At 34.1% G+C, this 13481-nt stretch carries 12 protein-coding genes; 11 read left to right on the top strand and 1 reads right to left on the bottom strand.

Annotated elements, in window-relative coordinates:
* Nucleotides 1-26: 26 nt before the first annotated feature.
* The 4 genes from BZG02_RS13280 (at nucleotide 27) to BZG02_RS13295 (ending at nucleotide 3126) form a co-directional block, all read left to right on the top strand.
* Nucleotides 27-1040: a CdaR family protein gene (locus tag BZG02_RS13280; protein ID WP_101261926.1), complete on the top strand. Its 1014-nt coding sequence runs from the start codon at nucleotides 27-29 to the stop codon at nucleotides 1038-1040.
* Between the two features lie 44 nt (nucleotides 1041-1084).
* The gene (gene coaE, locus BZG02_RS13285; RefSeq protein ID WP_101261927.1) at nucleotides 1085-1678 is read left to right on the top strand and encodes a dephospho-CoA kinase; all 594 of its coding nucleotides are present in this window, start codon (nucleotides 1085-1087) and stop codon (nucleotides 1676-1678) included.
* A 121-nt stretch (nucleotides 1679-1799) separates the two neighbouring features.
* Nucleotides 1800-2519, top strand: coding sequence for a TerB family tellurite resistance protein (locus BZG02_RS13290; RefSeq protein ID WP_101261928.1), 720 nt, complete (start codon nucleotides 1800-1802; stop codon nucleotides 2517-2519).
* A gap of 193 nt (nucleotides 2520-2712) precedes the next feature.
* Entirely contained in the window at nucleotides 2713-3126 is a 414-nt protein-coding gene (locus BZG02_RS13295) for a DUF5606 family protein (protein ID WP_101261929.1), read from the top strand.
* A 175-nt stretch (nucleotides 3127-3301) separates the two neighbouring features.
* Here the strand turns inward: BZG02_RS13295 and BZG02_RS13300 are convergent, their stop codons facing one another.
* Nucleotides 3302-4528: a carboxypeptidase-like regulatory domain-containing protein gene (locus BZG02_RS13300; protein ID WP_180335721.1), complete on the bottom strand. Its 1227-nt coding sequence runs from the start codon at nucleotides 4526-4528 to the stop codon at nucleotides 3302-3304.
* 301 nt (nucleotides 4529-4829) lie between these two features.
* On the opposite strand from BZG02_RS13300, the gene BZG02_RS13305 reads away from it, so the two are divergent.
* The 7 genes from BZG02_RS13305 to BZG02_RS13335 all read left to right on the top strand — a co-directional run bounded on the left by BZG02_RS13305 (nucleotide 4830) and on the right by BZG02_RS13335 (nucleotide 13438).
* Nucleotides 4830-5516, top strand: a complete 687-nt coding sequence (locus tag BZG02_RS13305) for a hypothetical protein (RefSeq protein WP_101261931.1) — start codon at nucleotides 4830-4832, stop codon at nucleotides 5514-5516.
* Between the two features lie 22 nt (nucleotides 5517-5538).
* Nucleotides 5539-6141, top strand: coding sequence for a class I SAM-dependent methyltransferase (locus BZG02_RS13310; protein WP_180335722.1), 603 nt, complete (start codon nucleotides 5539-5541; stop codon nucleotides 6139-6141).
* A 41-nt stretch (nucleotides 6142-6182) separates the two neighbouring features.
* Entirely contained in the window at nucleotides 6183-6581 is a 399-nt protein-coding gene (locus BZG02_RS13315) for a hypothetical protein (protein ID WP_101261933.1), read from the top strand.
* 174 nt (nucleotides 6582-6755) lie between these two features.
* Nucleotides 6756-8552: a DEAD/DEAH box helicase gene (locus BZG02_RS13320; protein WP_101261934.1), complete on the top strand. Its 1797-nt coding sequence runs from the start codon at nucleotides 6756-6758 to the stop codon at nucleotides 8550-8552.
* A gap of 207 nt (nucleotides 8553-8759) precedes the next feature.
* Entirely contained in the window at nucleotides 8760-10277 is a 1518-nt protein-coding gene (locus BZG02_RS13325; RefSeq protein ID WP_101261935.1) for an OmpA family protein, read from the top strand.
* Between the two features lie 25 nt (nucleotides 10278-10302).
* On the top strand, nucleotides 10303-11118 hold the full coding sequence (locus BZG02_RS13330) for a mechanosensitive ion channel family protein (RefSeq protein ID WP_245868095.1): 816 nt from the start codon (nucleotides 10303-10305) through the stop codon (nucleotides 11116-11118).
* A 133-nt stretch (nucleotides 11119-11251) separates the two neighbouring features.
* Complete coding sequence (locus BZG02_RS13335) at nucleotides 11252-13438, top strand: DUF748 domain-containing protein (RefSeq protein WP_101261937.1); 2187 nt, start codon at nucleotides 11252-11254, stop codon at nucleotides 13436-13438.
* The last annotated feature ends 43 nt before the right edge of the window (nucleotides 13439-13481 follow it).

A 13481-nucleotide genomic window follows, 5' to 3' on the forward strand; every position in this document is an offset into this window, starting at 1 on the left:
ACAGTCTATTTTAATACTTCCTCACATTGGCTATTCCAGATCTTAGTAAAATAAAGGAGCTTTTTGATACCGAAAAAATCGCTTCGAATAAAAAACTACTTGTGTATGTTTTTTTTGTTGGGATTGCTACCATATTTTGGTTCTTAAATGCATTAGGCAAAGAATATACAACAACTGTAAATTATCCAGTTCAATATATAAATTTGCCACAGAATAAAGTTCTCACCAATAAATTGCCCCAACAGTTAACTCTAAAAGTTAATGCGTATGGCTTCGATTTAATACGTTATAAACTTAGTACTGCTTTTCTTTCCAATCCTTTCGATGTTGGGTTCTATACTAATAATAGGATGAGAAATAATAAATCGATTCGAAACTATTCTTTAGTTACTTCGCAAATTGTACCTCAATTTGAAAGAGATTTGTCTTCAAGTATTCAGTTAATAAGTATCTTACCCGATACTATTCTATTCGAATTTTCGCCTATTCTCGAAAAAAAAATTCCAATTAAGAGTAATGTTTCAAGTAGCTTTGAGCAGCAGTTTATGCTGGATGGAGCTGTTTTTTTGGAGTTTGATAGTGTGCTTGTCAAAGGTCCAAGTTCAATTCTTGACAGTGTTCATTTTGTAGAGACAGAAGAGCTTATTCTAACGAACCTGAATAAAACGGTTCGTAAGACGGTAAATTTAAAAAAAGTTGAAGGACTTGAATTTGATCAAGTAAAAGTCAAAATTACTGTTCCTGTGGAACAATTTACCGAAGAAAAAATTACTATACCTATTAAAGTGAGTAATCTTCCTGATTCGCTTTTACTTAGATTGTTTCCGGGAGATGTTAAAGTTTCCTACTTCGTGGGATTTAAAAAGCATGGTAAAGTGTCTGCCGATTTGTTTGATGTGAGAGTAGATTATAAAGAAACTTCAGATGAGGGAAGTAATAAATTAAAGATTGACTTGCTTCGTTATCCTGGTTTTGTAACAAATGTTCGTTTTTACCCGCAAGAGCTTACTTATTTAAAGGAAAAGAAAACGTTTCAGTAAATAACTTACCTGTTGCTAAATAGAATGACAAATACTTTGCGAAAATGTTGAAAATCGGCTTAACAGGAGGAATAGGATCTGGGAAATCAATTGTTGGAAAGGCATTTGAGATGATGGGCATACCTATTTATGTTGCAGATGTGGAGGCCAAGCGACTAATGGCGTCGGATTTCGGTGTTAGGGACTTATTAATTTCTCGGTTTGGAAGACAAGTTTATGACTCAAATTTTAATTTAAATCGGAAATTACTAGCCGAAATTGTATTTCATGATGAAACATCTCTAAAAGACATAAATGCAATTGTTCATCCTGCTGTACGAGAGGATTTTAGCAGATGGTGTGAACAATTTGTAGAAAAACCCTACGTGATTCAGGAATCAGCAATTATTTTTGATTCTGGCTTGTATAAGAGTTTCGATAAAATTATTACAGTTACTGCCGAAGAGGAGTTAAGAATTGGGAGAGTTGTTAAGCGAGATGCTGCAAGTAGGGAGCAAATAATTGAAAGAATGAAAAATCAGCTTCCAGAATCCGTAAGGCTCGAAAGAGCTGATTTTGTAATTTATAATAATGCTGATCTAATTCTTCCTCAGATTATTCAAATTGACAAGCAAATTCGGTCTTTGATCAAGAAATAAATTCAAATTTTTGTTAAACTTTGTTAATAGATTCGCATTTTTTGAATGGCGATTTCTATTTAAATGATCTTTTGTTTTCTTTGTTTGAAGAAAAAGAGCGTAAAATAATTTTGTGTTAAAAATGGGAAAATACGGAAAGTGGATTGCTGGAGGATTAGGTTGGGCTGTTTTAGGACCAATTGGTGGAGTTTTGGGTTTTATGTTGGGTTCGGCAATTGATACGATTGAAGTTGAAACGGGAAGTGTGCGTGGTGGTACAAGACAGGGTGATTTTGTTGTAAGCTTGTTAGTGTTGGTTGCCGCGGTTATGAAAGCCGACGGAAAAGTATTAAAATTAGAATTGGATTACGTAAAAACTTATTTGGTTAAAAGTTTTGGCGTTGGCAGAGCAAGTGAAGCAATTACTGTACTTCGAGATATTCTGAAGCAAGATATTCCGGTGGAAGAGGTTTGTCAGCAAATTCAGCACAATCTCGATTATTCTTCTCGTTTGCAATTGATGCATTTTTTATTCGGAATTGCTCAGTCCGATGGTAGTGTGAGTGAATTAGAGTTGGGTATTATCGATAAAATATCCTATTATTTGGGTATTCAGTCGGGAGATTATACTTCTATTAAATCTATGTTTATTCAATCTACTGAATCAAGTTATGAAATACTGGATCTTACTCGCGATGCCTCTGATGCCGAAGTAAAAAAGGCGTATCGAAAAATGGCAACCAAATATCATCCCGATAAGGTAAGTTATTTAGGGGAAGATGTGCAAGAAGCAGCTAAGGAGAAGTTCCAGAAATTAAGTGAGGCTTTCGAAAAGATTAAAAAGGAGAGAGGCTTTGCGTAATCTGGATTAATTCTAAGATATTTTTTTGCAAAATTGTTTTTTTAACTACAATGGAATTATAAATTTGTGCTTCCAAATATAAAACCGAAACATTCGTGATTCAATAATTGTAAATTTTCACACGAGAGTATGTTTATTTAATCATGGTGAGTTCCATTTGGTAATTGAATAAAAATTATAAACAAATGAAAATATGTTAAAAGGAATATTAGCCATAGCAGGACATTCAGGTCTTTTTAAAATGGTATCTAACTCAAAGAATGCTTTAATTGTTGAGTCTTTGATTGATAAAAAGCGTATGGCAGCTTATGCATCTTCTAAAATTAGTGCTCTAGAAGATATTGCTATTTTTACAGAAGAAGGAGATGTTCAATTAGCAGTTGTTTTTAAAAGTATTAAGGAAAAGGAGAATGGCGGACAAGCAATTAGTCACAAAGCTTCAGGAACTGAATTGAAAGCTTATATGGCTGATGTTTTGCCAAGTTACGACGAGGATCGTGTATATGTTTCTGACATGAAAAAGGTTTTTCAGTGGTATAATATTCTGCAGGAAAATAATTTGTTAGATCTTGAAGAAACAGTAGAAGAAGTGAAAGAGGAAGAATAAAGCTCCTATATAATTTAAGGAACTGTCCATTTTATGGGCAGTTTTTTTTTGGATTAATTTGGACTATTTAGCTTCACGTGCTGAGATAATCAGGAAGGAAATATGGTGTTAGATTATTTATTGGAACTATTTTTCGCTTTGGTGTAGATGAAAAAAGAGGCTTATGCCTCTTTTCCTATTCTCCATCGAAAATGATATTATAACTTTCCCAGAATTTTTCATCAAAAGGCATGTTCTCATAATAGGCTCTTTTTTCTATTACTTCTGGTGTGTCCGTGTTTATTTTGGTAATTAACATTTCAGTGTTGATATCAGTAGTTGTAATTTTTTGTGATTTTTTGTCTTCCACTACATGGTGACGCTTGTAATTTACATAGCTTAAATAATATCTGCCTGAATGTTGTTTGTAAGTAACGCTAAAATCGTATTCAATATTCAATGGTTTCCATGTTTGCCGATCCTCGTTTACGTAAAAACTTCGTCCTTGCGCTGAATAATTACTTGCAATAACATGAGTCTCATTTTTAATTACTGCAAAGTCTTTAATTTTGATGTAAATTTTTCCAGAATATTCTTTGGCGTAATAATCGCCGGTATTACTTAATAGTGGTTTTTTGCTTTTGTAGGCAATTACCCAAATGGAATCATTTTCGTATTCGGTGATCTGATCCAACATTAAGTCATAGAAATCTAAGTGGTTGCCGTTTAATATATTTCCTCGACCACGAACAATGTCCATTTCTAAAAGTTCATCTAAATAAGTAGATCCATCGGCTAACGATGAGGTTTCAAAATTCTTACGTACTTGCAAAAATTTATAGGCACGTTCCTTAAATACTTGATGGGCATCTGCTCGCTGATATCCTTTGTCGTCGTAAATTCGAATTGCAGCTTCGCGAAGACGATTTAATTGGCTGTTCTCGAACTTTTCGGAACGATAGTAAACATCGTAATTAAAAGACGTTTGTAGGTAATTCTCTGGAATTCTTTCAATGGCAGTTTTAATTCTTTTTTTCAGAACTAATGATTGTGCAGTAATCTCAACTTCTGCAATGCTGTAATTTTTAGGAGTTAGTTTTATAAGTAAAGTATCCTGTATCAGACAATTTTTCACACTGTTCGAGAAGGTGGAATAACCAACCGCAGAGGCTTGTATTGTTTTGTCGATTAGGTTGCCGGGAATCTTAAGTTCAAAAATACCATCCATATTTGATGCGGCACCAATGTAGGATCCTAGAACACCAATGTTTGCAAAGGGAATTGGTTCGTTGTTTACGTCGTTGGTAAGTTTACCAACAATCCGGATTAACTTCGTTTTTTGATCTTCATTTTTGTCTTCTTGTGCACTTGTTGAAAAAGACAATGTAATTACCGTAAGAAAAAGAATAATATATTTTTGCATAAACAATCGGGTTTGTTTCAGATAAAAATTCGTAATCATTGTTAAGGCAACAATTCTCTTGCCAAAAAAAAATCAAGCCAAACTTTAGTTTTTTTTTGTAAAAAAAATAAACTTCTACAAAGATATGTTTATGATAGCTTTAGAAAAGAAAAAGAAGGGCTTTTCATGATAAAAAATGTTAATTTTTAGCAGATGAGTTTATTTTTTGTCGAATTACAAATATCTTCGTTTACATTTATGCTAATAAATACGCAATTGATATGGTTTGGCGTATTAAATCTACTAATAAAATTGTAAACCTATGAAAAAACAATTTCTTGTTCTATCGATGCTTCCACTTTTTCTTTTTTCCTGTGTAGTTTCCAAGAAAAAGTATGAAGAACTGGAATATGCAAAACGTCGAAGTGATGCCAAAGTTGTTGCTCTTGATAGTGAAAATTCAAAAAAAGGCAAATATATTACAGAGTTAAACTCCAAATTGGATCAAACATTGGCCGAGTATAATGAGATGAAAAATAGCATGTCGGAAAGTAATGCTATGAAAAATACTAAAATTGATGTTTTAAGTACTGAATTAATGGGATTGGCTTCTGATACTACAGAACTTCAGGTGAAGTTAATGCAAACATTAGATAAGTACAATGCGGCATTGAGTTTGAACGACGAAAATAATTTGAAAATATCTGAATTGTTAAAACAGATTGAAGGCTTAAAGTTGGAGTCGAGTCAGCTAACTCAAGATTTGAAAACTGCCGGAGTTGATGCGGATTGGGAAATGAGAAAGCTTACCAATGAAATTAAAAAGAACAGCGAATTGGTTTCTTTGAAAGATAAAGAGATGGAAAATTTAAAGGCTGAGATTATAGAAAAAGATGGAAAATTAAATTGGTTGCGAAAGGTAAAAGAAGAAAACGAAGCAACAATCGAAAAGTTGACCAATCAAGTGAAGTTATATAAAAAAGAGTACGAAAAAGCGACTTCAAGATAAGCTAGTTTGAAAAATGATTTTTATGAAGGAAATGTGGGATCGGCGATATGCTGAGGCGAAAAATATTTATGGGGAGAAGGCAAATTCTTTTTTTGAAAAACATCTGGATACGATTGAACCGGGTAACTTATTGTTGCCTGGCGAAGGTGAGGGACGAAATGCGAGCTATGCCTCTCGCAGAGGATGGGAAGTGGATGCATTTGATTATAGTAGTCAGGCAGTCGAGAATGCCAAGCAATTCTTTGTAAAGCAAGACGTACATGTAAATATGTATGCTGAAAGTATACTCGATCATCCTTCTGTTGTTGAGAAATACGATCTTGTAGCGATGCTTTATTTGCATTTACCATCCGAGCATCGATCTATTGCTCATCGTTTTTTGGCCGATTCTTTGAAACCAGGAGGCACGATACTAATAGAGGTATTTTCGAAAAGTCAACTTGGCCGCAAAACTGGCGGACCGCAAAATGAAGATCTGCTTTATGATTTATCAGAAATTAAACGAGATTTTGAGGGGTTTACATTTCCGGTTTTGCAGGAAGTTGAAATAAACCTTTCGGAGGGGGAATTGCACAATGGAAATGCTATGGTGATTCGATTTGTTGGTCGAAAAAAGAATATCTAGATATCTTGATTAATTAACTGTGAATATTTAGCTTTGCGCTCATGGAAGTTTTATTAATAGCACTTGTAGGGATTGCGTGTATTGCATTTCTAACCACCTATATTGGGCAGCGTTGGAGATCGAAAAAAGGTGGTGATGTGGTGATTGAAACACCTGTGGAACCAGTGGAAGAATGTTGTGGTGCGCACGAGATTTGCGAAACCGATCTAATTAATAAGATGTCTGAGGAAATTATTTATTACGAAGACGAAGAATTAGATGCCTATAAAAACTTTGAGGAAAATGATTTCAACGACGATCAAATTGATGAGTTTCGCGAGGTGCTTTATAGCTTGAAAGAAAATGAAATGGAAGGTTGGCTAAGAAGTTTAGAGCTTCGGAAAATTGAACTGCCTTCTATTATAAAATCCGAAGTCGTTTTTATGTTGGTGCGTAATTAAAGAACCTAGAAGGATTCAAATGAATTTAGGGAGGATAAGTTGTTGGTTTTAAATTCGAAATGTATTTAAACTTTCCTTATTGTCAGCTATTATTTTCTCTGTTAGGATAATACTAAAAAAGATGGCTTAGTTCGTTATTAAATTTGTACCTTTGCGGCTCATAAATTTTATAGAATGAATTCATTTGAAAATCTTGGCCTTTCTGAGGCTATCCTAGGAGCTATCAAAGAGTTAGGCTTCGAAAATCCAACACCTATTCAAGAAAAGGCGATTCCTGTATTATTGGAAGGACGATCGGACTTTGTTGGTTTGGCTCAAACTGGAACTGGGAAAACGGCGGCTTATGGTTTACCATTGCTCGAACTAATCGAGCAAGACGAAAAATTACCACAAGCTTTGATTCTATCCCCGACAAGGGAATTGGGAATCCAAATTGCAGACGACTTAAGACTATTTTCTAAAAATATCTTGAATCTTAATGTGGTGAACGTTTATGGCGGTGCTAGCATTGAGGATCAAATCCGGAAATTAAGAAGAGGAGCACACGTTATTGTTGCAACTCCAGGCCGTCTACTTGATATGATTAGACGTAAAGCAGTAAATCTATCTAAAATTGAATATTTAATTCTCGATGAAGCAGATGAAATGCTTAATATGGGATTTAAAGAAGATATTGATGATATTCTTTCAGCTACTTCAGAGGATAAATTAACTTGGTTGTTTTCTGCAACTATGCCCGCTGAGGTTCGAAGAATTGCAAAAAACTACATGACGAACCCAGTTGAGGTTACTGTGGGAAAAGCAAATACTTCGAATGTGAATATCGAACATCAATATTACCTGTTGAATAACCGCGATCGCTATAATGTTTTAAAACGTGTAGTTGATTTTTACCCAAGTATATTCGGAATTATCTTTTGTCGTACTAGAAAAGAAACACAGGAAGTTGCCGAGCTTTTAATGAAGGACGGGTATTCTGCCGATGCTTTGCATGGTGATCTTTCTCAGGTACAGCGCGATAAAGTGATGAGAAGTTTTAAAAATAAAACACTTCAGCTTTTAGTTGCAACCGATGTTGCTGCTCGTGGAATCGATGTGGACGATTTAACTCACGTAATTCATTACAATTTACCGGATGAATTAGAGTTTTATACTCACCGAAGCGGACGTACTGCTAGAGCAGGTAGATCAGGTATCTCTATTGCCTTAATTACTCCTCGTGATGAGCGAAAAGTAAGAGATTTATCTAAAAAATTAAATGTTGAATTTGCTCAGGTGAAGGTTCCTGGTGGAGAAGAGGTTTGCGAAAGACAGTTACTTCATTTTATGAATCGAATTAAGGAAGTAGATATTGAAGAGAATAATATCGAAACTTATTTTGAAGCGATTAACAATGAGTTAAGCGAATTAAGCAGAGAGGATATTATTAAGAAATTTGTATCTCTTGAGTTTAATCGTTTTATGGATTATTATAAGAATACTCCTGATTTGAATATGAAATCATCCACTCAAAAACGAGCTCAAAGAGCTAATGAGAGTAGTGATAGCAATGAGGATCGAATGTTTATTAATATTGGTATAAAAGATGGAATTGATGTTCCTCGATTACTAACTTTAATTCACAAACAATGTGGAGTTAGAGGAAAGAATATTGGTAGAGTAGATTTAAAAGGTGTATTTTCTTTCTTTGATGTAGAAAAAGAATTTACCAATGATATCGTAAAAGGTTTTGCTGGTGCTGTAGTAGGCGGACGAAATGTTCGTATCGAGGTGTCTGGAGATCGACCTTCGGAAAGTGGTGGCGGTAGTAGTCATCGAAAAGGAAGACCAAGAGGAGAGAGAGGCGCATCTGACAGAGGTCGTAGAGGATCCGATCGATCAGATAATAAAAGAGAATCTTTTAGAGATAGAAAAAGGAAAACAAGCAATGATAGTCCGAGATATTCGGAAAGAAAAAAAAGGGAAGCGTAAGCTTCCTTTTTTTTTTGTACTAAGCTGAGGGTGAATTTTCTAATTGTTTAATTTTTTTTAAAATACTTATTCTTAAGTTTACCATCTTGTTAATAATTTAATCACGTATATATTTTATTTTACGTTAATTTTATTTATTTTTATTCTAATTAAGCTATTTTACACAATGTTTTATGGTTTAATTAGGTATTAACTAAAATTTATGCTATGAATAAAAATTACGTTAAAATTGTATTGTTGCTTTTTGTTGCTACGCTACTGTTTACAGGAGTAAAAGCACAAAATGCAGATAAGAAATGGGGCGTTGGGCTCTACTTAAATTTTAATGATTATAAAGGGGATATTGCTAATGATTTTTGGGAATTTGGTAATGCAGAACCTTATATTGGATCAGCGACTTTAGGTCGTTATTTAAATTCTTCCTTCGATGCGGTTTTCCGGGTTAGTTATTTTAATGTTGAATCGGAAGGTGCTATTGGTAACTTTGATGCTTGGTTGTTCAATACCAATTTGAATTTGAAATATAAATTCAATAATGGCTACTTTTTAAAAGAAGATGCAACTCTATCTCCTTTTTTAGTTGCTGGGGTTGGTTATACCAACGCAGACACGAAAGGTCGTGTGTTTGCTAGTAATTTCGATAAAAAATATGATAATGTAAATTTCTACTATGCTGCTGGTTTAAATATTCGAATTGATGACCGATGGAGCATTGCCCTTGAAACCGGAATTTATTATCCTCTTAATGACAAGTACGACGGATATAAAAACAAAATGAGAGATACAGAGTCGTATCATGATAAATTCATGCACAATACTGTTGGTGTAATTTATAGTTTCGGTAAATCTGACGATTCTGATGGTGATGGTGTAAGCGATAAACGTGATGAGTGTCCTAACACTCCTGCTGGCGTTGCTGTAGACAAAAAAGGATGCCCACTCGATTCGGATGGAGACGGTGTTGCTGACTATCAGGATGAATGTCCTATGTTAGCTGGAGATCCATTATTGGCAGGTTGCCCGGATTCTGATGGTGATGGTGTTGCCGATAAAGATGATAAATGTCCAGATGTAAAAGGATTAGTTCAGTTTGCAGGTTGTCCGGATACTGATGGTGATGGTGTTCAGGATTCTGAAGATGAATGTCCTCAAGTGAAAGGATTAAAAGCTCTAAATGGTTGTCCTGATTCTGATGGTGATGGTGTGACCGATGCAAAAGATAAATGTCCAACAACGAAACCTGGATATAAAGTGGACGCAATGGGTTGTGCTTTTGATAATGATAAAGATGGTGTAGTTAATGAGGAAGATAAATGTCCTGAGGTAGCAGGTCCAGCATCTAATTATGGATGTCCTGAAATTAAGGCTGAAGTTAAAAAAGAACTTGAGTTTGCTGCGAAAAATGTACAGTTTGCTTCTGGAAAAGATGAATTAACACCAAATTCTAAAAAAATCCTCGATGAAGTGGTTCAGATATTAAATGATTACCCAGCTTATTCTTTAGCCATTTCTGGTTATACCGATAATCAAGGTAAAGACGAAATGAATTTAATGTTGTCAGAGAAAAGAGCAAACGCAACCAAGAAGTTTTTAACTGAAAAAGGAATTGCAATGGAGCGAATTTCTGCTAAAGGCTTTGGAGAATCGAATCCAATCGCAACAAATGCAACTTCTGCAGGACGAGCATTAAATAGAAGAGTACAATTTGAATTAGAAATTAAATAATTATTAGAAAATTTAAGATATGGATATGGACGTTATTATAGGTAAGTCAGATCAAATTTGGACAATGGCAATGGATTATGCTCCCAAATTATTATTAGCAATACTTACTTTATTAGTTGGTTTATGGATTATTAAAGTCTTAACTAAAGGGGTAGGTAGGTTAATGGATAAAAGAAACATGGATGCAACCTTAAAGCCTTTTTTTATCAATCTTTTAGGGATTGTTTTAAAAGTGATGCTGTTTATTTCTGTTATAGGAATGGTTGGTGTTCAAATGACTTCATTTATTGCTATTTTGGCAGCAGCTGGTTTAGCCGTAGGTATGGCCTTGTCGGGTACTCTGCAGAATTTTGCTGGTGGCATCATGATTTTAATTTTTAAACCATTTAAGGTTGGTGATGTATTGGAAGCTCAAGGATATGCTGGAGTTGTTCAAGAAATTCAACTTTTTAATACGATAATGCTTTCGTTTGATAATAAAACGATTATCATTCCAAACGGAGGTTTATCAACAGGTTCAATGATTAATTATTCTACGCAACCAACTCGAAGAGTTGATATGACGTTTGGAATAGGTTATTCTGATGATATCGATAAGGCAAAAAAGATTCTTAATGACTTATTAGTGAATCATGCATCAGTGCTAAAAGATCCTGCGCATTTTATTGCAGTCTCCGAGTTGGCCGATAGTTCGGTGAATTTTACGGTAAGAGCATGGGTAAATGCTGCGGATTATTGGACGGTTTTCTTCTATATGCAAGAATCCGTGAAAAAAGAATTCGATAAGAATTCAATTGGAATTCCATTTCCTCAGCGAGATGTACACGTATACAATCATTAAAAAAATGAATTTATAACAAAAGGGAGGCGAAAGCTTCCCTTTTTTTTTGGGTTACTAATAGCAGATAAGTAGGATTAGATGTAGTATCGCAAAATGTATTTTCTATTTTTGTTGGTAAATTTTTAATGATATTATGATGAAACTTACAAAGGGAAAAATTATACTAAGCTCCATTGTGGTTGTGCTGTTTTTTATTTTTTTGATGCTATCCACAATAGTTAAATATTGGATCAATGATAATTCGGAAGAATTAATTGGTCGAAAAATTGAAATTGCAGAACTTCATTTTAATTACGCGAAGCTTGCTGCAAGGGTAAAGGGATTTAGCTTGTATGAATTAGATCAAAGTGCTAAGTTTATTTCTTTCGATGAGTTGTATGTGAATATTAATCCTTGGAAATTATTTTCGGGGGAATATTCGGTTAGTGAAATTTATTTGGATGGATTAAATGTAACGGTAGTAAAGAATTTAGATAGTTTTAATTTTAGCGATTTGTTAGTGGAGGAAAGCGAAGCGATTGATTCAACCAATTTAAATGAGGAAAAACAAACTGTAAAGTTCGAGATTCGTGATATAAAAATTAAAGATGGATCTGTTAATTATCTAGATCAAGAAAATAATAATAAAATAGATCTGAAGGATATTAATATTGAATTACCCGTAATTGCTTGGAATAATGAGAAATCTGAAATGGGTGTTAATTTCTCAATAGGAAAAAATGGGGAAGTATCTATTGATGCTGACGTAGATCATTTCTTAGAACGATATACTATTAAATTAGGTGCAAAATCTCTTGATATAAGTCCTTTTATGCCTTATTTAAAGGATTATATGCTAGTATCAAATTTAGAGGGATATTTGGATACAAAGCTTACTGTTAATGGCAGTATGAATGATTTTTTGGATGTGTTTGTTCTAGGGAATTCCACCTTAAATAATTTTTCGGTTAGTGATGCTGGAGGAAGTCCGTTTTTGGCAGCTAAATCGGCAAAAGTTAATTTGGATTCTATTCATGTCGGATCTTCCTACTATAAAATTCGGGCTATTGAAATGGACTCTTTGGTGTTGTATGCTTCCTTGTATCCTAAAAAGAGCAATTTTGAAACTATTTTTCAGCCATATTTACTTGCTGATTCTATTGCCTCAGCAACGATTGCCGAAGAAGAGTCTGATTCCCTCTTTTATCAGATTGATACTCTATCTCTTCGAAGAGGTGTGGTGCGATTTGTCGATTATACGTTAAATCGGAAATTTGTTTACGATTTAAACAATATCGATGTGGATATGGGAACTATTAATGCAGAGGCTTTAAAGATTCCTGTAGTATATTCGTTGAATTTAAATGATGGAGGAAAATCTGCTGGACTTGCAAGCTTTAGCATAAAAGATGTTTATGAATTTCATTTAAAGGGTGATGTTGAACGTCTCGATTTAATGAGTTTTTCGCCTTATACCGAATTTTATATTGCCAGACCAATTATTCAAGGAGAGTTTAATTATACCTGCAGTATAAATATGTCTGCTAACGCATTAACAAATCAGAATCAATTAAAAATTTCGGAATTTGAATTTGGAGAGAAGACGAAGGATCCCAATCCAATTAAAGCTCCGGTTCGTTTAGCTTTGTATTTACTAAAGGATAAGAATGATTTGATAAAATTTGATTTGCCAGTGTCCGGAAATCCAAAAGAACCGGAATTTCGGGTGGGGAAAATTATCTGGAAAACCTTAATGAACTTTTTGGTAAAAACGGCAGCTCAACCATTTGGAGTATTGGGTAATTTAGTTGGATCGAATCCGGAAAGTATCGAAAAAGTACCTTTTCATTTTTTACAAGATAGCTTAGATCTTAGTCAAATGAAAACATTGCAAAATATCGCCGATATATTGGTGAAAAAACCAGATTTGAAATTTTCCTTTTCGCAGGAGACAGATATTGAAAATGAAAAGATTTTACTTGCAGTTAGAGAATGTGCAAATCGGTTTTTTCAGTCTAATGCAATGGAGAATAAGATCGAGGACGATCAATTATTAACATGGGCCGATAGTAGTTTTGAATTTAGAACGTATATCTTTAGCCAGATAAATTCAAATATAGACAAATCCGTTTCGGATAACTGTATGGCTGTAGTAGGGGCGCAGGAATTAAGTTTATTATTTAATAATCTTTATGAAAAGAGAAATAGTATGCTTTCGAATTACCTCACAGATAGCTTATTGGTGAAAAGTGAATCATTTGAAATGAGGAAAGTTGACCTAAGAAATTTATCGGAGGAACAATACACACCAAAATTCCGAATAGAGGTTTCCTTACGATAATATTTAATATACAGAATTAACATGATGCATAGTGTCTTGTAAA

The organism is Labilibaculum filiforme, assembly GCF_002843315.1.
Lineage (GTDB): Bacteria > Bacteroidota > Bacteroidia > Bacteroidales > Marinifilaceae > Labilibaculum > Labilibaculum filiforme.

Excerpts from the sequence above, each read along its gene's own strand:
- BZG02_RS13315 (WP_101261933.1), top strand. The coding sequence starts at position 6,183 with ATGGAAGTTTTATTAATAGCACTTGTAGGGATTGCGTGTATTGCATTT.
- BZG02_RS13320 (WP_101261934.1), top strand. The coding sequence starts at position 6,756 with ATGAATTCATTTGAAAATCTTGGCCTTTCTGAGGCTATCCTAGGAGCT.
- BZG02_RS13325 (WP_101261935.1), top strand. The coding sequence starts at position 8,760 with ATGAATAAAAATTACGTTAAAATTGTATTGTTGCTTTTTGTTGCTACG.
- BZG02_RS13300 (WP_180335721.1), bottom strand. The coding sequence starts at position 4,528 with ATGCAAAAATATATTATTCTTTTTCTTACGGTAATTACATTGTCTTTT.
- BZG02_RS13330 (WP_245868095.1), top strand. The coding sequence starts at position 10,303 with ATGGACGTTATTATAGGTAAGTCAGATCAAATTTGGACAATGGCAATG.
- BZG02_RS13305 (WP_101261931.1), top strand. The coding sequence starts at position 4,830 with ATGAAAAAACAATTTCTTGTTCTATCGATGCTTCCACTTTTTCTTTTT.
- coaE (WP_101261927.1), top strand. The coding sequence starts at position 1,085 with ATGTTGAAAATCGGCTTAACAGGAGGAATAGGATCTGGGAAATCAATT.
- BZG02_RS13310 (WP_180335722.1), top strand. The coding sequence starts at position 5,539 with ATGAAGGAAATGTGGGATCGGCGATATGCTGAGGCGAAAAATATTTAT.
- BZG02_RS13290 (WP_101261928.1), top strand. The coding sequence starts at position 1,800 with ATGGGAAAATACGGAAAGTGGATTGCTGGAGGATTAGGTTGGGCTGTT.
- BZG02_RS13335 (WP_101261937.1), top strand. The coding sequence starts at position 11,252 with ATGATGAAACTTACAAAGGGAAAAATTATACTAAGCTCCATTGTGGTT.
- BZG02_RS13295 (WP_101261929.1), top strand. The coding sequence starts at position 2,713 with ATGTTAAAAGGAATATTAGCCATAGCAGGACATTCAGGTCTTTTTAAA.